The sequence below is a fragment of the Paraburkholderia sp. CNPSo 3076 genome (assembly GCF_026343935.1).
GTDB classification, from domain to species: Bacteria; Pseudomonadota; Gammaproteobacteria; order Burkholderiales; family Burkholderiaceae; genus Paraburkholderia; species Paraburkholderia nodosa.
The window spans coordinates 263,706-284,074 of sequence record NZ_JAPMAL010000003.1 but is presented as its reverse complement, the minus strand read 5'-3'; the positions used below and the strand labels follow the sequence as shown (position 1 = coordinate 284,074).

Below are 20,369 nucleotides of genomic sequence, written 5' to 3'. Positions count from 1 at the left end.
CGCACGTCAGGACGTTGATGCTGCGCCCGCGCGCGAGACTTCCTGTTACTTCACTGCGCCTAGCGCGAGTCCCTTCACCATGTAGCGCTGCAGCCAGGCGAACACCACGGAAACCGGCAACGTGGCCGCGAGCGTCGCCGCCATCACGAGCTGCCATTCCACGGTGTACTTGCCGGCCACCATGTCGGTGACCTGCACCGTGAGCGTCTTGTTTTCGGGTGAGCGGATCAGCGTGTAGACCACGGCGAATTCATTCCACGCGCTGATGAACGTGAAGATCGCCGTGACCACCACGGCCGGCACCGCAAGTGGCAGGAACACGCGGAACACGGCGCCCGTGCGGCTGCAGCCTTCGAGCCACGCCGATTCTTCGAGATCGCGCGGCACGGTCTGGAAATACGACGAGAGCATCCATACGGCAAACGCGATATTGAACGCCGCATACGAGACGATCACGCCGATCTTCGAATCGATGAGATTGCCATCGCCGTACGGAATCATCGCGGCGAGCCGGAACAGGCCGACCACGAGCAGGATGGGCGAGAGCATCTGCGTGACGAGCAGGAACTGGCGGTAAAGCCCGCGCCCGCGGAACGGAAAGCGCGCGAGCGCGTAGGCGGCTGGCAGGCTTACGGCCAGCGCAAGCGCCGTGGAAAGACAGCTCACCACAATGCTGTTGCGCAGCGCGACGCCGAAGTTCGCGGCCTGCCACATGTCGACATAGTTCTGCCAGCGCCACTGCATCGGCAGCCAGCGCGCCGGATAGACGAACACTTCCGAAGCCGGCTTGAACGAGGTGAAGAACATCACCGCGAACGGGAACAGCACGGCCACGACGAGCGGCGAGAGCGCGAGCCAGCACCAGATCGAGCGTTTGAGCTTGCGGTTCATGCCAGGTCTCCTTCGGCGCTGCCGCGTTTTGCCTGCAGGCGCAGGTAGACCACCGAGAATGCGAACAGGATGACGAGCATGATGAGCGAGACGGCGGCGGCTTCGCCTGGTCGCCCTAACCGGAAGCCGAGTTCGTAAAGGTACGTGACGAGAATATGCGTGCTGTCGTCGGGGCCGCCTTGCGTCATCACCCAGATGATCGGGAACGAGTTGAACACGTAGATCACGTTCAGCAGGATCGCCATGTTGATGAACGGCTTGAGCAGCGGCAGCGTGAGCTGGCGGAACTGTTGCCAGGCGCTCGCGCCGTCGATGCGCGCGGCTTCGTAGATATCGCCCGGCACCGAGGAGAGGCCGCCCAGCAGGATCGTGGTCGTGAAGGGTATCGACACGAGTATGCCCACGCAGATTTCTACCGGGAACGCATACTCGGGCGTCGCGAGCCAGTGGATGGGCCCCGAAGTGAGGCCGAGGCGCTGCAGCGTGACGTTGACCATGCCGTAGTCGTCGTTGAACGCCCAGCGCCAGACCACGGCCGTCATCGTGAGCGAGACGGACCACGGCAGCATGACGATCGTGCGCGCAATGCCGCGGCCATAAAAGTCCTGATTGAGCACGAGCGCGACCGGCACGGAAATCCCCACCGTGCCCACCACGACGAAGAATGTCCAGATCAGCGTGTTCCTCAGGGCGCTCATGAACACCGGGTCGCCGAACACGTTATAGAAGTTCTGCAGGCCGCTGAAGTCGCGAATCTGTCCGAAGCGCGAGACATCGTGCAGCGACTGATACACGATGTTGAAGATCGGATAGCTGATGATGAAGAGCGCGAGCACGAGACTCGGCACGATCAGGAGCCAGGGCGCGCGGGGCGCGGAAACGGCGCGGGGTTGTCGGCTCATGCGGGTTCGTGCGCGTGATCGGTCGGGGGCATCGCCGGCCGGTGCTGTGGCGGGCGAGGGCTTCAGGGGACCCGTAGTCATGTCGAATCGTCAGTGCTTCGAAACATCGGTTCTCAGGCGCTCCGGCGCGCGCCGGGAACTTCGGGCGCGCGCCGGTGTTGCCATCAAGGCTTGTTTGCCGAACTTACTTGCCAAGCGACTTGTTCGCTTCGGTGGCCGCCTGGTTCAGCGCATCGGCGGGCTTGGCCTTGCCGAGGTAGACCGATTGCATGGCGTTAGTCACGGCCTTGGCGGTGTCTTCCCAGCCCGTCACGGTCGGCGCGAACTTCGCATGCGGCAGGAGCGCGATGAACGCTTGCGTGTCCGGGTCCTGGAACACCGGGTCGGTCGCTTCAGCCTTCGTGGTCGGCAGGAAGCCTTCCGTGCTCGTGAACTGCACGCGCGGTTCCTTCGTGAACAGGTAGTCCAGGAACTTCCAGGCGCTCTTCTTCACCTTGGAGTTCTTGAACATCATGATCGAGTCGGTCACCGCGTAGGTGGCGGGCGTCGTCGCAACCGGGATCGGGTCGATGCCGTACTTGATGTTCGGTGCTTCCTTCTTCAACTGCTTGGCGAGGAACGGCGCCGAGATCATCATCGCCACGCGGCCCTGCTTGAAGAGGTTCTGCACGTCTTCACGGCTGTAGCCCGTCACGCCCGGCTGCGTGAGACCTTCGTCGATCATGGTCTTGTAGAGCGTCGCGGCCTTCACGCCAGCCGGCGAGTTGAATGCCGCCTTGCCGTCCTTGCCCACCACCTCGCCGCCGTGGGTCCACAGCGCGTAGTAGAAGTACACGTCGGTTTCGATTTCCTTGCCTTGCAGACCAAAGCCCGCAATGCCCTTCGCCTTCAGCTTCTTCGAGGCGTCGATCACGTCGTTCCAGGTCTTCGGGCCGTTCGGATAACCAACCGAAGCGAGCATGTCCTTGTTGTAGTACAGCGCGCGGGCCGAAGCGGCGATCGGCAGGCCGTAGGTCTTGCCGTTGATTTGACCCGGGGCCAGGAACGGACCGATGAAGCGGCCCTTGAAGTTCGCGTCCATGTACGGGTCGAGCGGCTCGGCAATGTCGTCCTTCACGAAGTCGAGGAGCCACCGCGTGCCGATGATCGCGAGGTCGGCGTTCGCGCCGCCGGAGATGTCCGTTTGCAGCTTCTGTTGCAGCGAGTCCCAGTTCACGTCTTCGATCTTGATCGTGATGCCGGGGTTGGCGGCCTCGAACTGCTTGGCCATTTTCTCGAAGTACGGAGCGGTGGCGTCGCTGTAGTGGGCGACGGTCACGCGGACCGTATCGGCGTGCGCCGCGGCGGTGATGCCGGCAAACGCTAGCGCGACGGCGAGCTTGCCGAGCATGGTGGTTGCACGTGCCTGAAACGACATTCTCTTTCTCCTGGTGGTTGTTCCTGCTTATGCCGCCGCCTTGACCCGGCTGCTGGGTTGCGTTGTTTGAAAAAATCCTACAGGATGAAAAAAGCGTTGTCACCTGGTAAACGCGATATTGTTTCGAGCGCCGAATTTTGCATAACATGCTGTAAAACAGGGGAAATTCATGCGCTGCAGCAGCGCAGCGCGCTCGGTATAAACCCGTATACGGGCAACCGCGCGCCATTCGTATGTAGGAAATTTTCAGGCTCTCCGGCCAGGCTGGCGAGCCGCACGGAGAATCGACATGAGCCGGGTGGTGCTGGTGACGGGCGCGAGCGGCGGCATAGGCCGCGCGCTGTGCAAACGGTTTCTGGAAGCGGGCAACACGGTGCTCGCGCTCGACCGCGATGCGGCGGGCGTGCAACAACTCGCGGCGGAGTTGGGCGAAGCGGGCGCGGCGCGCCTCGAACCGCTCGCCGCCGACGTGAGCGATCAGGCCGCCGTGACCGCAGCCGTGGCGCGCGGCGTGGCGGCGCGCGGCCCTGTGGACGTGGCCGTGGCGAACGCGGGCGGCGCGCTCGGCACGACGCTCGCGCATACCGACGCCGCGAGCTGGCGGCGCGACATCGACCTGAACCTGAACGGGACCTACTACACGGTCGAAGCCGTGCGCGCCTCGATGATCGAGCGCCGGCGCGGCGCGCTCGTGCTGATCGGCTCGGTGAACGGTTTTTCGGCGCTCGGCCACCCTGCATACAGCGCGGCGAAGGCGGGCCTCGTGAGCTACACGAAGGCGCTCGCCATGGAACTTGGGCCGCACGGCATACGCGCGAACATCGTTTGCCCCGGCACGGTGAAGACGCCCGCGTGGCGCGCGCGTGTCGAGCAGCATCCGAAGATCTTCGAAGAACTAAGCAAATGGTATCCGCTCGGCGACGTGGCCACGCCCGAGGACATTGCCGACGCCGTGCAGTTTCTCGCCTCGCCGCAGGCGCGCGTGATCACGGGCGTGGCACTACCCGTGGACGCGGGCCTCATGGCGGGCAACCGGATGATGGCGAACGAGCTGACGCTCGATCCGTTCTGAGGCGCGCACCCGGCCGCGCACCCGACATTTCGACCTGAAGAGACTTCACGCAAACGAGGACAGCATGGCAGCGGTACAACTGAACGGAATCTACAAGCGCTATGGCGACACCCAGGTCGTGCACGGCGTCGACCTCGATATCGAAGACGGCGAATTCGTCGTGCTCGTCGGCCCCTCGGGTTGCGGCAAGACCACGGTGATGCGCATGATCGCCGGCCTCGAAGACATCTCCGGCGGCGACCTGACCATCGGCGGCACGCGGGCGAACACGCTGCCGCCGCAGCAGCGCAACATCTCGATGGTGTTCCAGAGCTACGCGCTCTACCCGCATCTCTCGGTGTACGACAACATCGCGTTCGGTCCGCGCATTCGCAAGGAGCGCGAGAATGGTTTCAAGCCGCGCATCGAAGCTGCCGCGAAAATGCTCAACCTGTCGGGCTACCTGGAGCGCCTGCCGCGCGCGCTCTCGGGCGGCCAGCGCCAGCGGGTCGCCATGGGCCGCGCCGTGGTGCGCGAGCCCGCGCTGTTCCTCTTCGACGAGCCGCTTTCGAACCTCGACGCCAAGCTGCGCGTGCAGATGCGCACCGAAATCAAGGCGCTGCACCAGCGCCTGCGCAACACGGTGGTGTACGTCACGCACGACCAGATCGAGGCGATGACGATGGCGGACCGCATCGTCGTGATGAACGCGGGGCGCATCGAACAAATCGGCCGCCCGCTCGACCTTTACGACAAACCGGGCAACCTGTTCGTGGCGAGCTTCCTCGGCTCGCCTTCAATGAACTTCGCCGTTGGCACGGTGATGAGCGACGCGCGCGGCACGGCGCTCGTGCTCGAAGACGGCGTGCGTATCGCGCTTCCGGAAGGCAAGGCCCAGGCGGGCGCGCGCGTGACGCTCGGCGTGCGGCCCGAGCACATCGAGGCGGGCGGCGACGTGCCGTTCAACGTCGACGTGATCGAGCCGACTGGCGCGGAGACCCACTTGTACGGGAAAATAGGCGACACGACATGGTGCGTCACCACGCGCGCGCGCCCCGACGTTTCTCCGGGCCAGCGCATGACGCTAGGTTTGCCTTTGGCGCACCTGCATCTGTTCGATACTGAAAGCGGCAAGCGGCTCGATTGAAGCGGAAGCACGCATCGAAACTGGATAGCGGGCCCTCATGTGAGCAGACCCTAGTATCTTCCACGGGAAAAACAGCTTGCCGGTCTCCAACCTGATCCATCACATCCGCAATGTCGCGGAGTCGCTGCGTCCCGCCGAGCGCAAGGTCGCAGAGATGGTGCTTGCCGACATCGACTTCGCCATGCGCGCGAGCATCACCGAGCTCGCGTTGCGTGCGGACGTGTCCGAGCCCTCCGTCACGCGCTTTTGCCGGGCGGTGGGCGCGCACGGCCTGCGCGACTTCAAGATGCGGCTCGCGCAGAGCGCGGCGGGCAACGTGCCTTTCGCGCTCGCCACGGAGATGACGGGCGGCGAGGCGAGCGGCGCCGGGTGGGCCGGCGAGGTCGGCACCTTGCTCGACAAGGTGACGGAGTCGGTCGTGCAGGGCGTGACCCATGCGCGTGCTTCGCTCGATACGGCTGTGTTCGAGGCTGCCGTCGCGGCGCTGTCCAGCGCGCGGCGAGTATACTTTTTCGGCGTGGGCGCGGGGTCGGGGCTCGTTGCGCAAGACGCGGCGCTGCGCCTGCTGCGACTCGACATCGCCGCGAGTGCGTTCACGGATGCGCATTTGCAGCGCCTCTACGCGGCGCTGCTCGAACCGGGCGACGTGGCGTTCGCGATCTCGCAGTCGGGGCGCAGCGTGGAAGTGAACGAGAGCATTCAGATCGCCAAGGAGCGCGGCGCGACGACCATCGCGCTCACGAGTGCGGGTTCGCGTCTTGCGTGGGTGGTAGATATTCCACTGTTGCTGCGCGTGCCCGCCGCGAGCGATGCGCACGCGCCCGCCGTGGTGCGCATCGCGCATCTCGCGGTGCTCGATGCGCTCGCGCTGGGCGTGTCGCTCGGCCTCGGGCCCAAGGCGCTAGCCAAGATGCGCGACGCGCAGGCGCGCAGCGACGGCGCGCCCGACGATGCTTCCACGGTCGGCACACCCGAGGACGGCCGTTGACGCTTAGGCGAATGCGGCGCCTTCGCGCGGCTTGAGCTTTATCGGCATCGTATCCGGCACCATCGTAAACGCCTGCACTTCCTGAATCTTCGCAGGATCGATCGCCAGTTCGATCGTAAACGACTGCATCAGCATCGAGAGCGCGAGACGCATTTCCACCGTCGCGAGATGGCGGCCGGGACATACACGCGGTCCTGCGCCGAACTGCAGATAAGCGCGCACGTCATGGGCTTTTCCATCATCGGCTTCGCGTTCGCCGCGTTTCATCCAGCGCCACGGATCGTAGCGCTGCGGATCGGCAAAATGCCTGGCGTCGAGCATGGCAGGGCGCGCGACGAAGAACATGCGCGTGCCCTTCGGCAACGCCACGTTGTCCACCACCACGTCTTCCAGCGGCTCGAAGGAATGCACCGACGCCACCGGGCGCAGACGCGTGGCCTCGATACAGATCGCCTCGAAAATATCGAGGTCTTTCAACGTCGCGTAGTCGGGGCAGACCGTCGAACTGCCGAGCACGCGGGAGGCTTCGTCGCCGAGATGCTGCTGCAAAGCCGTATCCGCGGCGAGATAGGGCAGCGTCCACGCGATGGAATCGGCGGTCGTGTCTTCGCCCGCGATCAGGAGCGTGAGCACATTTGCACGGATCTGCGCGTCGCTGATGGACGTCCCGCCTGGCGCCTGCTGCTGCGCGAGCATCGCTTCGAGCAGATTGCGCGGCGCATCCGCTGGGTCGTCGCGCATGCGCTCGCGAGCGCGCGCCATCATCGCGCTCACATAGCGGTGCACTTCCTCGAGCGAGCGCTCGAGCTTGCGGTCCGCCGGCAGCTTGACATATCGCCAGTACGGAAAGAGCGCATTGGTGCGCCTCATCACGCCCGGCAGGATGCGCTCCAGGTGTTCCTGAATCACGCCGTGATCGCGCTCCAGCGTGCGCGGATCTTCGCCGAACGCGAGCGCGCTCGTCACGTCCACCGTGTAACGCTTGAGGTCGTCGGTCATCTCGACGGTTTCGCCGCGCTCGGCCGCACGTTGCCAGCGAGTGTGAAGGCGCTGCGTGATATCGGCCAGCGTGGGGTAGAACGCCTTGATGTTGGGTATCGAGAGCGCCTGCATCACGAGCTTGCGCTGCGGTTCCCACGCAACGCCTTCTGCCGAGAAAAGGCCGTTGAAGCCCATCTCCTCGAACACCGCTTCGATCGGCTGATAGCGGCGGAAGCGATGCGGGCGCTCGCGCATGATCTGCTGGATCAGCTCGGTATCGGTCCAGATCGTGATGGGGATGCCGCCCACCTGGAAGCGGTAGGGCGCGCCGAGTTCGGCGGCCCATTGCTCGAGGATCAAATGCAGACGCGGCGGCGAAAGCTGCAGCAGATTGCCGACGAGCGGCAGGCCGCGTGGGCACGGCAGGTCGGCGATCTGGCGCAACGCTTGTCCGGCGGATGCCGTGCTCATAGGCAGGTTCTCATTGGGTGGGCGTGCCGTTCTTGTATCACGCGAGGGAGGCGATTATAGCGGCGCGGCGGCCGCGCCTTCCATATAACCGAAGCGCCGCGAGAGGCGTTCCGCGGCGGCGATCAGCAGTTGCGCCGCCGTGCCTTCGCGGGCGATGTCGAGGCTGCCCGAAGGCCCCATCACCGCGAGCACGAGGCACACGCTGCCGGTGTGGTCGAACACGGGCGCGGTCACGGTGCTGATGCCGGGAATGGGCTTGTCGAGCGCCGTGTCCACGCCTTCGGCGCGAATGGCGGCGAGCCGCGCGAGGTAGGCGGGCGTGGCGCCCTCGCGCGGCTTCGCGCCCGCAAGCCGCAGTTCATCCTGAGCGAGGAGGGCTGCGCGCACGTCGTCGTCGACCCATGCGGCGAACACGCGTCCGATCGACGTGTTCACGAGCGACATCACCGTGCCGGGGCGCAGGCTCACATGCAGCGGCAACGCCGATTCTTCGAGACGCACGACGGTCGGACCGAGCGGCCCCGGCACCGCGAGCGCGACGCTCATCGCGGTGCCGGCGGCGAGGCCCACCAGCTCGGCATCGGCTTCGCGAACCGGCGAAAGACGCGCAAGGCCGATCAGGCCGAGTTCGAGACTGAGCGGTCCCGCTTCGTAGCGGCCCGCCGCGTCGCGCGCGAGCAGGCCGATCTTCTGCAGGCTCACGAGGTGCGGGAAGGCCTTGGCGGGCGCCATTCCCGCGGCTGCGGCGAGGTCGCGCAACGGCAAGGGCGTGCCCGCCGCGACGAGCGCGGCGAGCAGCTCGCCCGTGACATCGAGCGACTGGATGCCGCGTTGCGGCTTGTCGGCTTCGGCTGCAATGCCGGCTGCGGCGTCATCGCCGGCGGCTTGCGTTGCGTCGTCGCGCGGCGGCTTGGAACTTACTCGGGGCATGTCGGTGTCGATGAAAAAGCGGCGGCGGTGATCCCGGCAGCAGCGTCGCGCAGCGCTCGCACGACGGCGCCGTTCGCTCGCACGTCCAGCACTCCGCTTGCGCCGATAGCGGTGAGCGTGAGGCTCGGTTCGCGCCCAGGGCCGAGAACGGGCACGCACACGCTGCTTACGCCGGGGCTGGGCGCGTCGATGGCGAGTTCGTAGCCGCGCGCGCGGATGGCGTCGAGCGAGGCGAGGAACGCGGCATCGGGCGTGCTTTCCTGGGGCGCGCCCGCGGCACTGGCCACGTGGCTGGTGCCGCGCCACACCGGCTGCGCGGTTTGTGTGGCCCATGCGGCTTCGAGCGCTTCGGGCCCGAGGAACGCGCAGAACACGCGGCCCGTGGCCGTGGCGCGCAGCGACATCACCGTGCCGACATGCAGGTTCACGTGCAACGGCAGGCTCGCGTGCTCGTAGCGCACGATAGTCGGCCCCTGCGGCCCGGCAATGCATAGCGCGACGCTGCAGTTGAGCGCCTGCGCGAGCGCGGCGGCGCGCGGCACGGCCTCGCGCAGCGCGGGTTGCTGCGCGAGATGCAGCAGGCCGAGGCGCAGCGCGAGCGGGCCGGGCTCATAGCGCCCCGAAAGCGCGTCGCGCTTGATGAGTCCGAGGCGTGTCAGGCTCACGAGATAGGCGTGCGCCTGGCTCGACGGAATGTCGCCCTTCGCCGCGAGATCGGTGGCGCCAAGCGGCGCGCGCGCGTCGGCGAGGGCGCGCAGCAGGCGTCCGCCTACCTCCACGCTCTGAATGCCACGCTGCGTGCGGGCCGCCGTCGCGCTGCTTTCCGGCGCGGCCGCGGCGCTGTCGTTGCGACGTCTCATTGCGCTTTTCTCTGGCTGAAAAAGGGTCCATGTTAACTGAACAGCGGCAGCCGTTGGCAACCGCCGGGCTGCGGCGCTCTCTGCATAGAAATTAATCTATAGCAATATGATTCGCTATTGACAAATAAAAACGGGAAGACCATCATGGCCTCACCCCGGCACAACAGCGGTCCATTTCAATTTCAAGCGGGGCGAGACAACCCGGGCTGGCGCCCAATGCGCCCGGCCCCGCGCGCTTCGCCCTGCCCCGGCTTCAAGAGCCCCTCGATACGGAGACTCAACATGGCAAAGGCGTTCGCATCCCAGGCCGACCTCGAAGAAAAGAAGGTCACGTTCACGCAGCTCTCTGAAAACGCATACGCGTACACCACGGAAGGCGACCCCAACTCGGGAGTCATCATCGGCGACGACGGCGTGCTGATCGTCGACACCACGGCCACGCCCGCCATGGCGCAGGACCTCATCGCGAAGATCCGCACCGTCACCGACAAGCCCATCAAATACGTCGTGCTCTCGCACTATCACGCGGTGCGCGTGCTGGGCGCTTCGGCGTACTTCAAGGAAGGCGCGCAGCAGATCATCGCGAGCCGCGGCACGTATGAAATGATCGTCGAGCGCGGCGAAGCCGACATGAAGTCGGAAATCGAGCGCTTCCCGCGCCTGTTCGCGGGCGTCGAAACGGTGCCGGGCCTCACGTGGCCCACGCTCGTGTTCGAGAAGGAAATCACGCTGTTCCTCGGCAAGCTCGAAGTGAAGATCGCGCATCTCGGCTCGGGTCACACGAAGGGCGACACCGTGGTGTGGCTGCCGCAGCAGAAGGTGCTGTTCTCGGGCGACCTCGTCGAATACGACGCTGCGTGCTATTGCGGCGACGCCCAGCTCGCCGACTGGCCCGCCACGCTCGAAGCGCTGCGCTCGCTGGGCGCCGAGAAGCTCGTGCCGGGCCGCGGCCCCGCGCTGCTCAACCCCGCGGAAGTCAACAAGGGTCTCGACTACACGAAGGACTTCGTGACCACACTGCTCGCGCAAGGCCGCGCCGCCGTGGAACAGAAGCTCGACCTGAAGGGCGCGATGTCGCTCACGCGCGAGGCGATGGACCCGAAGTTCGGCCACGTGTTCATCTACGAGCACTGCCTGCCGTTCGACGTGACGCGCGCTTATGACGAGGCGAGCGGCATTACGCATCCGCGCATCTGGACGGCGCAGCGCGACAAGGAGATGTGGGACGCGCTGCAGGAATGAAGACTGCGTCGGGAAAGACGTGGAGCCTTGCCTGGGATCGCAGTAGGCGCTAAAGCGCCAACTGCGATCGACAGCGGCATGGGACCAGAGTAAGGCGCTAAAGCGCCAACCCTGGTCGACAGGAGACAAGAATGATCGACTATCAGACGCTGACCTTCGACTACGCGCGATGCAGCGAACAAACTCCGGACGCCGCCGCGTGCGTGCGTCCGGTCGTGGTGGTCGGCGCGGGGCCGGTGGGCCTCGCGACGGCCATCGACCTCGCGCGGCAAGGTGTGCCGGTGGTGCTCGTGGACGACGACTGCACGCTTTCCACGGGCTCGCGCGCCATCTGCTTTTCCAAGCGCTCGCTCGATATCTTCGACCGCCTCGGCTGCGGCGATCGCATGGTCGAAAAGGGCGTGAGCTGGAACGTGGGCAAGGTGTTCCGCAAGGACGAACTCGTCTACACGTTCAACCTGCTGCCCGAGAGCGGCCATCATCGGCCGGCTTTCGTGAATCTTCAGCAGTACTACGTGGAAGGCTACCTGCTCGAACGTGCGCAGGCATTGCCCAACCTCGAAATCCGCTGGAAAAGCAAGGTCACGGGCGTCGCGCAGCACGGCACGCCGGGCGCCGCCGATGCGCACGTCGCGCTCGAAATCGAAACGCCCGACGGCCCGTATACGCTGCTCGCGCGCTACGTGGTGGCCGCCGACGGTTCGCGCAGCCCGCTGCGCAAGCTGCTCGGCCTCGACAGCCACGGCCGCACGTTCAAGGACCGCTTCCTCATCGCCGACGTGAAGATGGAAGCCGACTTCCCCACCGAACGCTGGTTCTGGTTCGATCCGCCGTTCCATCCGAACCAGTCGGTGTTGCTGCATCGCCAGCCCGACAACGTCTGGCGCATCGACTTCCAGCTCGGCTGGGACGCCGACCCGGTGCTCGAGAAAACGCCCGAGCGCGTGATTCCGCGCGTGCGTGCGCTGCTCGGGCCCGACGTGAAGTTCGAGCTGGAGTGGGTGAGCATCTACACGTTCTCGTGTCTGCGCATGGACAGCTTCCGCCAGGGCAACGTGCTGTTCGCGGGCGACTCGGCGCATCTGGTTTCGCCGTTCGGCGCACGCGGTGCGAATAGCGGCTTCCAGGACGGCGAGAACCTCGCGTGGAAGCTCGCGATGGTGTTGGAGAACCATGCGCCCGACGCGCTGCTCGACACCTACGCGAGCGAGCGCGAATACGCAGCCGACGAAAACATCCGCAACTCCACGCGCTCGACCGACTTCATCACGCCGAAAAGCGCGGTGAGCCGCGTGTTCCGTGACGCCGTGCTCACGCTCGCTCGCGAGCACGCATTTGCGCGGCAACTCGTGAACAGCGGCCGGCTTTCCGTGCCGGCGGTGCTGCGCGAATCGACCTTGAACACGCCCGACGAAGAGACGTTCGACGGCCAGATGGAGCCGGGGGCTTCGTGCGCAGACGCGCCGGTGCGCAACGCAGCGGGTCACGAGAGCTGGCTGCTCGCGCATCTGGGCGACCAGTTCGCGGGGCTCGTTTTCAGCCGTGCGGGCTCGGCATTCGATACCGCGACGCTCGACACGCTGCAGGCGCTTTCGCACTGTCCGGTGCCGCTCAAGTTCGTGGTGATGCTCGAAGGCGATGCGGCTGTGCCCGCGGGTCTGCCAGCATCGACGGTGGTGTTGCGCGACATGCAAGGGCTGGCGGCGCAGCGCTACGGCGCGCAGGACGGCGCGTTCTATCTGATTCGTCCGGACCAGCACGTGAGCGCGCGCTGGCGGCGCGCCGATGCGGCGCGCGTGGAGCGTGCGCTCAAGCGAGCGCTTTGCGTGCAAGGCACGGCATAAAGGAACGAGGAGACAACCATGCTGAACACCCAACCGAATCTGGCAAGACCGGACGACTTTTACGAAGCGCTGATCGACATGCATCGCGATCTCGACGAGGCGCAGAGTCAATCGGCCAATGCGCAGCTGATCCTGCTGCTCGCGAACCACATAGGCGAGCACGAAACGCTGCTGCAAGCGCTTCGCTTCGCGCGCGCGGGCGTGAGTGCGCCGGCGAGCAACGGTGCGACGGGAAAACTTGCGGCATGAAAGACTGAAAGAGACTGATAGCGTTGACACATGCGGCCAGTGCGAACTGGCCGCATTCATTTGCCACACGCCATTTATCGCCCATTTGCAGCACTTCTCGCGCAAGCAATCGTTTGCGTTTGCAAAGCGCGCATGACACCCCGGCGCACAGGCTCGCGCCAACGGCTTTCGGCATGCTTTCCACGCGTGCCATCTATGCAAGCTGATTCAAGAACGCCTTGGGAAACGCCGTAAACGCGGCTCATAGCACTCACTTCGCACACGCATAAGATAGTCAGACAAATGCGGGCGATGGAATCGTTTTCCGGGGATAGAACTTGAATCGCAGTCAAACATGGTCGCGTACGGCGGCGCCGGGCGAGATCATTTATTCGGAAGGCTTTGCAGGCGAGCGATTGATCTTCGTGATCGCCGACGGCAAGGTCGAAATATCCACCCGCTGCGACGACAAGAAAGTCGTGATGGCCACGCTCGGACGCGGCGAATTTTTCGGCGAGACCGCACTGCTCGCCGCGGAACCGCGACCGAACACGGCGAAGGCGCTCAGCTTTTGCCAGCTGACCGTCGTGCCGGCGAGCCTCATCGAAGAGGAACTCGAACGCGTCACGCCGATGCTGCGCCACGTGGTGCGCACGCTCACGCGGCGCGTCAAGGCGAAGGACGACCTGCTCGCCACCTACACCCATGCCGACTTCATGCCGGGCGTACTGTCGTACGCGCACGTGCTCGCGCTGATCGCAGGCGCGGGCGATCGCGCCGAAAGCAGCGATACCTGGTCGCGGCACGGCGCGAGCGGCGCCGAAGTGAGCGTGCCGCTCGCCGACGTCGTGCAGAAATGCCGTGCCGTGGCCGGCCATTCGCGTCCGCATGTGATGGCCATGCTCCGGCGCATGGAAAAGCTCAATCTCGTCGCGATGCAAAGCGGGCAGGCCACGCACCTCGCCAATAACGCGGCAGCGGCAGAAGGCGCATTGGGCCGCCAGGTGGTGACGTTCGACCCCGTGCGCATCGTGGAGCGCGCGACGCAGGTCGCGGACAGCGATCTCGATGTGTCGATCAACAGCGAACTCGAACTGATCGAACTGGGCGATCTCGAAGCGCTGATCGGCGTGGAGCGCAAGGTCATTCTCAACAAGCTCTCGCACGCCGAAATCGCCGACGAGGTCTTTGCGTTCCGCAAGTCGAAGGTGCTCAACTTCGTCGAGCAAAAGGGCGTGGCGTATTTCTCGAAGCGCACGAACCGCGGCTCGGGCGAACTCAAGGCGCTCGACGATCTGTTGTTTGTCGATCAGCGCACGCTGTTCGAAGCCGTGAGCGCGCTCGATACCTACGATCTCGCGAAACTGCTCGCCTCGATCGAGGATCCGGCCGTATCCGAGCGCCTGCTCTCGGTGATGGCGGACGCACGCAAGAACGAAGTGTCGTGGGTCATGCGCCGCGACATCAAGATCGATCCCGTGGAAGTCGAGGACATCGAACAGCGCCTGCTTGAAGCGGTGCGTGCACTCAAGACGCCTGGCGCGCGCCAGGCGGATCGCTGAGTTGGGAGACACGCATGGATCTGCTTACCCTGATCGGTATCGCCATTGGCGCGCTCGCTATCGTCGCGGGCTTCTCGCTCGAAGGCGGCCATTTCGTCACGCTGCTCCAGCCCGAGGCGCTGGCCATCGTGCTGGGCGGCACGCTCGGCGCCGTGATGATCCAGAACACGTGGGCGCGCTTCTTCGACGCCGTGAAGCATTTGCGCACGGCCTTCGTGAAAGCGCCGCGCGTAGACGAAGCGAGCCTGGCCGCCGTGCTGGAGTGGGGCGATCAGGCCAAGCTCAATGGTCTGCTAGCCTTCGAGTCGATGGATCTGCAAGGCATTCATCCGTTCGCGCGGCGCGGGCTCGAACTGCTTGCGAGCGGTGTTTCGACCGCCGTGCTCGAAGATGCGCTCCAGCGCGAACTCGAAGCCTCCGGGCGCAAGCACATGGCGGCGGCGCGTGTGTGGCAGCAGGCGGGCGGCTATGCGCCTACATTCGGCATTCTCGGCTCGGTGCTCGGCCTGATCCAGGTCACGGGGCATCTGATCGAGCCTGCCGAACTCGGGCCCGGCATTGCCGTGGCCTTCGTCGCCACGCTTTACGGCCTTGCTTTCGCGAACCTCGTTTTTCTGCCGCTATATGGCAAGATGCGTGCGCATATCGAAAGCGAACTGCGCCTGCGCAAGCTCTATCTCGACGGCCTGCTTGCCATTTCGCGCAAGGAGTCGCCCCACACGATCGCCACGCGCCTCGCTGGCGAGGTGGGCGGCAAGAGCGGCGGTTTGCAGGGCGAAGCGAACGTGTGGGCGCTGGACACGACGCGCGCGAGTTGACCGCCCATGCCTGCCGATAAAGACCTGCCGCTCACGGCCCAATTCGACCACGACGAGGACGAAGGCGGCGAATCGAGTTCCGGCCGTTGGCTCCTTTCCTACGCGGACCTGATCACGACGCTGATGGTGCTGTTCCTCGCGCTCTATGCGATACAGCTCGCAAAGCATAAGGAATCCGAAGTACGCTCGGCGGCGCAACCTGCGAGCATTGCGGCAGCGGTCGGGAAAATGGCCGCCGTCGATCAGGCGCTGCTCGCCGCGCTCGAAACGCTGCGCGAGCGCGGCGAAATCACGATCGTGCCGGCGGCGCGCGGCGTGGAGATCGGTATCAACGCGAAGATTCTGTTCAGCGCGGGCGATGCCACACTGCTGCCCGAATCGCTTGGCGTGCTGGGCCGTATCGCCGAGGTGCTGCGCGCGGCGCCGGCGGGCAATATCCTCGTGGAAGGGCACACCGACAGCACGCCGATCTCGAACGCGAAATTCGCATCGAACTGGGAGCTCTCTTCGGCGCGCGCGGGCGCGGTGGTGCGCTATCTGGTCGAGCGCGGCATCGAGCCTCACCGGCTCGCCGCGATTGGCCGCGCCGACAACTTCCCGCTCGTGGCAGGCAACGACCCCGCGAGCCGCGCGCTGAACCGGCGCGTGACGTTGATCGTGCAGCGCTGACGCTCGCGCTCTTCGCGTGATCGCCAAGGCAAACGCGCGTCACACCTGCATGGACGGCACATCTTTCATGCAGCGCAAGGCGAACATCGACCGGCTGTGGCGAATGCTCGAGATGCGATAGAGCTTCTCGCGCAGGAAGCGCTCGTAGCCGGCGGTGCCGTCCACCGCCACCTTGATCCAGTAGTCGTACTCGCCGGAGACGAGATAGGCCTCCAGCACTTCGGGCAGCGCCGCAAGTTCGGCGCCGAAGCGCGCGAGCGCGTCGTCTTCGTGGCGGTCGAGCGTCACTTCCAGAATCACGATGTCGGCGTAGCCCAGCTTTTGCTGGTTCACGAGCGCGACATAGCCGTCGATATAGCCATCGGCTTCGAGCTGGCGCGTGCGGTTCCAGCACGCGGTGGTGGACATACCAACCTGCTCGGCCAGTTCGGCGTTCGAAAGTCGGGCGTTCTTTTGCAGGGCGCTGAGGATCTTGCGGTCCTGGTTGTCGAGCGCTTTGGGCGGGCGTTCACGAGGGCTCATGGCAAAAAAGAATCTTGTACAGGTAGAGGCGATTGTAGCGGAAGAAGATTCTGTCTATTGACGGTTTCCGCCTGAAAACCGGGAGCCTATACCGGCGATTCCCCGGTATATTTTCCACATGCCTTCTTGCCTGGCACGACCCACGCGGCCACCTCCCCGCAGTGGGGAGCGCCGCCGCAGCCACGAGCCGCGGTGGTCCGTCAGGGCCGTTTCCGTTGCACCCTGCGGCGGCTACCGGGCGTTGCGCGCGTTCACCACGCAGCCAGCAATGTCCGGTCAGGCAGATGGCATTTGAAAACCGCGCTTTCGCGCGGTTTTTTGTTGCCCGTTTTCGATACCCGCTTTCAATACCCTTCGCTACCTCGAGCGCCGTTCGTTACAACGTTTCTGTAAGCACGCCCCGCAATGTCGATCCAGCTGTATCTATCTTTTCTCGCCGCCGCGCTCGTCCTTGTCTACACGCCCGGTCCCGTCAACGTGCTCACCATGAGCCAGGCGCTCCACGCCGGCTGGCGCCGCGCGCTGCCCTGCGTCTGGGGCGGCACGCTCGCGGTGCTGCTCCAGCTCGCGCTGACGGCGCTGTGCCTCAATTCGCTGTTGCTCATTAGTGAGCATTCACTTACGTTGTTGCGCTGGCTGGGCGCGGCCTATCTGGTCTGGCTGGGCTGCAAGCAGTGGCGCAGCCGCTCTTTGACGGACACGGATGTGCCTGCCGAAGCCGAAGGTGCGAGCCGTCGCGATCTGTTCTGGCGCGGATTCGCGACCTCGGGGCTCAACCCGAAGACCTTGTTGTTCTTCCCTTCGTTTTTCCCGCAGTTCATGAGCGCCGATGCGCCCTGGAGCGCCAACCGTCAGTATTGGCTGCTGGCGGCGACGTTCGCGCTGCTGTTTGCGGGCGGCGTGGCGTCGATGGCGCTGTTTTCGCACCGGCTGCGCCACGTGCTGCAGCGGCCGAGGCGCATGCGCGCCGTGAATCGCCTGATGGGCAGCCTGCTCGTGGGACTGGGCGCGATGATGGCCGGCTTGCGCTGAGCGCGCAGGCGGCGCTTAAGGCGAGGGAGTGGAAGCGGCCGGCGCTGCAATCGGCGTGGCTGCGGCAACTGCCGGCGTTGCCGATTCCGCTGCCACGCTCTGGGTGCCGGAAGTCGTTGAGGCCGACGCGAGCGTTTGTGCCGTCGCCACGCTAGCCGACGCCGCCACGGCCGCAGACGCCGCCACGGGCGTCGCGGCATTGTGAGTGGTCACACTCGCCGCGAGCCCCGCAGCCTGTGGGTTTGCCGCAACCGTCGCTGGCACGCCGATGATCGCCGTCGCAGCCGCAGCGCCGTGGTCGACCGGTGCGGAGGCACTCGGAGCAGAAGCGGCGGGAGCGGGCGTCGCCGTGGCAGGCGCAGACGCAGGTGCAGGTGCAACCGATGGCGCTGTCACGACCGGCGCCGCCGGCAGCGTGCTGCCATGCAACACCGCCGCACCCGTCGCCGCGGCCGCTGCTGCGGCGGCCGGCGCGGCCGACCCCACCGTGGTCGCGGCGGGCGCGGCGCTTGCCGTGACCGGCTCGATAGGCGGCGGCAACGGCGAAATCTTGATCGCGCCGGCGCCCGGCACCGGCTCACTGCGCGCCGAAGCGTTCAAATACTTCCCCACCAGATCGAAGAATCGTGAATAAAACGGGCCAGATTGGATCGTCTCGCTCGAAATCTTCACCATTTCGTCGCTGTTCGAGCGAATAGGCAGAGAGACCGACCCCAGAATCGAGAGCCCGACGCTTGCCGAGGTATCGCTCTTCTTGAGCGCGTAGCCGTTCTGCACGGCGTTCACATACACCATGCTCGTATTGGTCGCGTCGCCCGGCGTGCAGACCACGTGCACCTCCACGACGATGTGTTGATCCATCGTCGGCTGGAAGTTCTTCGTGGCGTCGACGGTGTCGTTGCGCGTCATTGTCGTCATGTAGCCCTGGCTCAGCAGCGCGCGGCGCGACGACTCGCAGGCGTCAGCGCTCGCGTAACTGAAGCTGCGCGAGAACTGGCTGGGCGCCGTACTCAGCAACTGATCTTCCTGGAATCCGGGCTTGGGCGAGGAGCACGCGCCGAGCGCAGCGGCGAGCGTCACCGTGGTTACGGCGAGGACGGCGCTGCGAAGCGGGGCGGACAAACGAGGGACGACTTTCGGAAAACGGGACATATTCAGAGCAAACAGGGCAGCAATGCGGCATTGCATCGGACGGGATGCATTGTAGTTCGGTTCCGCTGCGCACGACCGAACGCTCGTTTTTTCGAGGGATTTCGAAAGCCGGACGAAGGCGTCTCGAAGCTTACATCCCACATGACGAAAAAAACGGGCTTCCGCCCAACGCGAAAGCCCGTGTCAACCCGGCGCCCGGGGCAGCGGGCGGAGAAGAGAACTCGCTGCCGTGCGCCGCAGCCGGGTACCGCCGGCTGTTCCTGTGCGCAATGCGCAAAATCGTCGGGCCACACTGGCCGCCGCGCCCGCAACGCGGCGTCAGTGTGGGCTCACTTTATCGGTTCACTTCGTCGACTGACTTCATCGACTTACTTCGTGCCGACCGTCGTGAGCGGCTGCCACTTGCCGTTCACGACCTTGTAGACCGTCACGCCGCCATATTTGAGGTCGCCGTACTGGTCGTAGCCCAGCTCGTTCGTGGTCACGCCCTTCATGTTGGTGGTCTTGAGCGAGGCGAGGTAGATGTGCGGATCGGTCGAGTTCGCCTTCTTCATGGCGGCAAACACGGCGCGCGTGCCGTCGTACGCGTACGGCGAGTACAGCTCGACCGGCTTGTTGAAGCGCTTCGTGTAGTGCTCGACGTAGCGCTTGCCGCCCGGCATCTGGTCGAGCGGGCTGCCGCCCGACGAAGCGAGCGCGCCTTCGGCCGCCGGACCGGCGATCTTGATGAGCTCGTCCGAATGCATCATGTCGGGGCCGATCAGCGTGGCCTTGATCGCGAGCGACTTCATTTGCTTGAGCATCGGCGCGGCCTGGGTGTCGGCGCCGCCGTAGAAGATCGCGTCGGCGTCGGCCGACTTGATGTGCGTGAGGATCGAGCGGAAGTCCACGGCCTTGTCGTTCGTGAACTCCTGCGCGACCACCGTGCCGCCCGCCGCCTTCACGGCCTTGCCGAACTCTTCGGCCACGCCTTGACCGTAGGCCGTGCGGTCGTCGATCACGGCGAAGCGCTTGAACTTCAGATCCTTCACCACGTACTCGCCGAGCACGCTGCCTTGCTGCGCGTCGGACGTGACGAGGCGGAACGTGGTGGGCAGGCCCTGGCGCGTATAGGTGGGCGCGGTGGCCGTGGCGATTTCGGGGATGCCGGCCTTCGCGTAGATCGGCGCGGCGGGAATGCTGGTGCCCGAGTTGAAGTGGCCGATCACGGCCGAAACGCCGTCGTCCACGAGCTTCTGCGCGACGGTCGTGCCGGTGCGCGGGTCGGCCTGGTCGTCGTAGGCGTCGAGCACGAAGCGCACCGGTTTGCCGCCGATGGTCGGGTTCGTGGCGTTCTCGTCGTCGATCGCCATTTGCACGCCGCTGCGGAAGTCCGCGCCGTAGTGAGCCTGGCCGCCCGTGAGCGGGGCGGCGAAGCCGATCTTGACGTCCGTGGCCTGGGCGAGCGCGCCGGCGCTCCACAGGGCCGCGACAGCAGCAAGAACAACGGGCGCGCGCAGGCGCAGCTGGTGTTTGCTTGGGTTCATTCTGGTTCTCTCCTCAGCGGTCTACGTTTTTCATGGGCGCAGCCGGGCCCGCACCGCGTTCGGAGCGCGCGGCGTGCCTTTTTGCGCAGGGGTGAAGCAAAAGAAACCGGCCGCCAGATGGCGGTTTGCCGGGCGA

19 protein-coding genes are annotated in these 20,369 nt (G+C 65.4%); 10 read left to right on the top strand and 9 right to left on the bottom strand.

The genetic code is table 11. The features are described from left to right. Positions 1-45: 45 nt before the first annotated feature. The 3 genes from M3A49_RS05125 to M3A49_RS05115 form a co-directional block, all read right to left on the bottom strand. The gene (locus M3A49_RS05125; protein ID WP_254353598.1) at positions 46-891 is read right to left on the bottom strand and encodes a carbohydrate ABC transporter permease; all 846 of its coding nucleotides are present in this window, start codon (positions 889-891) and stop codon (positions 46-48) included. After that, positions 888-1,793, bottom strand: coding sequence for a carbohydrate ABC transporter permease (locus M3A49_RS05120; protein WP_254333111.1), 906 nt, complete (start codon positions 1,791-1,793; stop codon positions 888-890). The genes M3A49_RS05125 and M3A49_RS05120 overlap by 4 nt, the downstream gene beginning before the upstream one ends. A gap of 184 nt (positions 1,794-1,977) precedes the next feature. Continuing rightward, a complete protein-coding gene (locus M3A49_RS05115; protein ID WP_028202744.1) occupies positions 1,978-3,210 on the bottom strand; it encodes an ABC transporter substrate-binding protein in 1,233 nt (410 codons plus the stop codon). 289 nt (positions 3,211-3,499) lie between these two features. Here M3A49_RS05115 and M3A49_RS05110 point away from each other — a divergent pair, with 289 nt between their 5' ends. The 3 genes from M3A49_RS05110 (at position 3,500) to M3A49_RS05100 (ending at position 6,396) form a co-directional block, all read left to right on the top strand. Continuing rightward, on the top strand, positions 3,500-4,282 hold the full coding sequence (locus M3A49_RS05110; protein ID WP_266227708.1) for an SDR family oxidoreductase: 783 nt from the start codon (positions 3,500-3,502) through the stop codon (positions 4,280-4,282). 64 nt (positions 4,283-4,346) lie between these two features. Continuing rightward, positions 4,347-5,408, top strand: coding sequence for an ABC transporter ATP-binding protein (locus tag M3A49_RS05105; RefSeq protein ID WP_266227707.1), 1,062 nt, complete (start codon positions 4,347-4,349; stop codon positions 5,406-5,408). 76 nt (positions 5,409-5,484) lie between these two features. After that, complete coding sequence (locus M3A49_RS05100; protein WP_028202741.1) at positions 5,485-6,396, top strand: MurR/RpiR family transcriptional regulator; 912 nt, start codon at positions 5,485-5,487, stop codon at positions 6,394-6,396. Positions 6,397-6,399: 3 nt separating this feature from the next. On the opposite strand, the gene M3A49_RS05095 is transcribed toward M3A49_RS05100, so the two are convergent. The 3 genes from M3A49_RS05095 to M3A49_RS05085 are packed head-to-tail and all read right to left on the bottom strand — an operon-like array spanning position 6,400 to position 9,638. Then, the gene (locus tag M3A49_RS05095; protein ID WP_266227706.1) at positions 6,400-7,848 is read right to left on the bottom strand and encodes a cytochrome P450; all 1,449 of its coding nucleotides are present in this window, start codon (positions 7,846-7,848) and stop codon (positions 6,400-6,402) included. A gap of 54 nt (positions 7,849-7,902) precedes the next feature. Next, positions 7,903-8,778 carry an IclR family transcriptional regulator gene (locus M3A49_RS05090; protein ID WP_266227705.1) on the bottom strand — a complete coding sequence of 292 codons (876 nt, stop codon included), beginning with the start codon at positions 8,776-8,778 and terminating at the stop codon, positions 7,903-7,905. Continuing rightward, positions 8,766-9,638, bottom strand: coding sequence for an IclR family transcriptional regulator (locus tag M3A49_RS05085; RefSeq protein WP_266227704.1), 873 nt, complete (start codon positions 9,636-9,638; stop codon positions 8,766-8,768). Before M3A49_RS05085 ends, M3A49_RS05090 begins: the two co-directional genes overlap by 13 nt. A 282-nt stretch (positions 9,639-9,920) precedes the next feature. Here M3A49_RS05085 and M3A49_RS05080 point away from each other — a divergent pair, with 282 nt between their 5' ends. The 6 genes from M3A49_RS05080 to M3A49_RS05055 all read left to right on the top strand — a co-directional run bounded on the left by M3A49_RS05080 (position 9,921) and on the right by M3A49_RS05055 (position 16,001). Then, positions 9,921-10,880: an MBL fold metallo-hydrolase gene (locus M3A49_RS05080; RefSeq protein ID WP_266227703.1), complete on the top strand. Its 960-nt coding sequence runs from the start codon at positions 9,921-9,923 to the stop codon at positions 10,878-10,880. Between the two features lie 131 nt (positions 10,881-11,011). Beyond that, the gene (locus tag M3A49_RS05075) at positions 11,012-12,724 is read left to right on the top strand and encodes an FAD-dependent oxidoreductase (RefSeq protein WP_266227702.1); all 1,713 of its coding nucleotides are present in this window, start codon (positions 11,012-11,014) and stop codon (positions 12,722-12,724) included. Positions 12,725-12,742: 18 nt separating this feature from the next. Beyond that, entirely contained in the window at positions 12,743-12,973 is a 231-nt protein-coding gene (locus M3A49_RS05070) for a DUF2783 domain-containing protein (RefSeq protein ID WP_028202735.1), read from the top strand. A 317-nt stretch (positions 12,974-13,290) separates the two neighbouring features. Continuing rightward, a complete protein-coding gene (locus M3A49_RS05065) occupies positions 13,291-14,514 on the top strand; it encodes a cyclic nucleotide-binding domain-containing protein (protein WP_266227701.1) in 1,224 nt (407 codons plus the stop codon). Positions 14,515-14,528: 14 nt separating this feature from the next. Continuing rightward, the gene (locus tag M3A49_RS05060; protein ID WP_266227700.1) at positions 14,529-15,332 is read left to right on the top strand and encodes a flagellar motor protein; all 804 of its coding nucleotides are present in this window, start codon (positions 14,529-14,531) and stop codon (positions 15,330-15,332) included. 6 nt (positions 15,333-15,338) lie between these two features. Beyond that, the gene (locus M3A49_RS05055; RefSeq protein ID WP_266227699.1) at positions 15,339-16,001 is read left to right on the top strand and encodes an OmpA/MotB family protein; all 663 of its coding nucleotides are present in this window, start codon (positions 15,339-15,341) and stop codon (positions 15,999-16,001) included. A gap of 39 nt (positions 16,002-16,040) precedes the next feature. Here M3A49_RS05055 and M3A49_RS05050 read toward each other — a convergent pair whose 3' ends face one another. Next, complete coding sequence (locus M3A49_RS05050) at positions 16,041-16,523, bottom strand: Lrp/AsnC family transcriptional regulator (RefSeq protein ID WP_028202732.1); 483 nt, start codon at positions 16,521-16,523, stop codon at positions 16,041-16,043. A gap of 405 nt (positions 16,524-16,928) precedes the next feature. Here M3A49_RS05050 and M3A49_RS05045 point away from each other — a divergent pair, with 405 nt between their 5' ends. Further along, positions 16,929-17,555 carry a LysE family translocator gene (locus M3A49_RS05045; RefSeq protein WP_266227697.1) on the top strand — a complete coding sequence of 209 codons (627 nt, stop codon included), beginning with the start codon at positions 16,929-16,931 and terminating at the stop codon, positions 17,553-17,555. Positions 17,556-17,570: 15 nt separating this feature from the next. Here M3A49_RS05045 and M3A49_RS05040 read toward each other — a convergent pair whose 3' ends face one another. Then, on the bottom strand, positions 17,571-18,677 hold the full coding sequence (locus M3A49_RS05040; RefSeq protein ID WP_266227696.1) for a DUF2242 domain-containing protein: 1,107 nt from the start codon (positions 18,675-18,677) through the stop codon (positions 17,571-17,573). Positions 18,678-19,075: 398 nt separating this feature from the next. Continuing rightward, the gene (locus M3A49_RS05035) at positions 19,076-20,233 is read right to left on the bottom strand and encodes a branched-chain amino acid ABC transporter substrate-binding protein (RefSeq protein WP_266227695.1); all 1,158 of its coding nucleotides are present in this window, start codon (positions 20,231-20,233) and stop codon (positions 19,076-19,078) included. Positions 20,234-20,369 lie beyond the last annotated feature (136 nt).

Coding starts and splice junctions, on each gene's coding strand:
- M3A49_RS05050 (WP_028202732.1), bottom strand. CDS start 16,523: ATGAGCCCTCGTGAACGCCCGCCCAAAGCGCTCGACAACCAGGACCGC.
- M3A49_RS05080 (WP_266227703.1), top strand. CDS start 9,921: ATGGCAAAGGCGTTCGCATCCCAGGCCGACCTCGAAGAAAAGAAGGTC.
- M3A49_RS05045 (WP_266227697.1), top strand. CDS start 16,929: ATGTCGATCCAGCTGTATCTATCTTTTCTCGCCGCCGCGCTCGTCCTT.
- M3A49_RS05035 (WP_266227695.1), bottom strand. CDS start 20,233: ATGAACCCAAGCAAACACCAGCTGCGCCTGCGCGCGCCCGTTGTTCTT.
- M3A49_RS05095 (WP_266227706.1), bottom strand. CDS start 7,848: ATGAGCACGGCATCCGCCGGACAAGCGTTGCGCCAGATCGCCGACCTG.
- M3A49_RS05120 (WP_254333111.1), bottom strand. CDS start 1,793: ATGAGCCGACAACCCCGCGCCGTTTCCGCGCCCCGCGCGCCCTGGCTC.
- M3A49_RS05055 (WP_266227699.1), top strand. CDS start 15,339: ATGCCTGCCGATAAAGACCTGCCGCTCACGGCCCAATTCGACCACGAC.
- M3A49_RS05110 (WP_266227708.1), top strand. CDS start 3,500: ATGAGCCGGGTGGTGCTGGTGACGGGCGCGAGCGGCGGCATAGGCCGC.
- M3A49_RS05060 (WP_266227700.1), top strand. CDS start 14,529: ATGGATCTGCTTACCCTGATCGGTATCGCCATTGGCGCGCTCGCTATC.
- M3A49_RS05085 (WP_266227704.1), bottom strand. CDS start 9,638: ATGAGACGTCGCAACGACAGCGCCGCGGCCGCGCCGGAAAGCAGCGCG.
- M3A49_RS05075 (WP_266227702.1), top strand. CDS start 11,012: ATGATCGACTATCAGACGCTGACCTTCGACTACGCGCGATGCAGCGAA.
- M3A49_RS05070 (WP_028202735.1), top strand. CDS start 12,743: ATGCTGAACACCCAACCGAATCTGGCAAGACCGGACGACTTTTACGAA.
- M3A49_RS05105 (WP_266227707.1), top strand. CDS start 4,347: ATGGCAGCGGTACAACTGAACGGAATCTACAAGCGCTATGGCGACACC.
- M3A49_RS05090 (WP_266227705.1), bottom strand. CDS start 8,778: ATGCCCCGAGTAAGTTCCAAGCCGCCGCGCGACGACGCAACGCAAGCC.
- M3A49_RS05115 (WP_028202744.1), bottom strand. CDS start 3,210: ATGTCGTTTCAGGCACGTGCAACCACCATGCTCGGCAAGCTCGCCGTC.
- M3A49_RS05125 (WP_254353598.1), bottom strand. CDS start 891: ATGAACCGCAAGCTCAAACGCTCGATCTGGTGCTGGCTCGCGCTCTCG.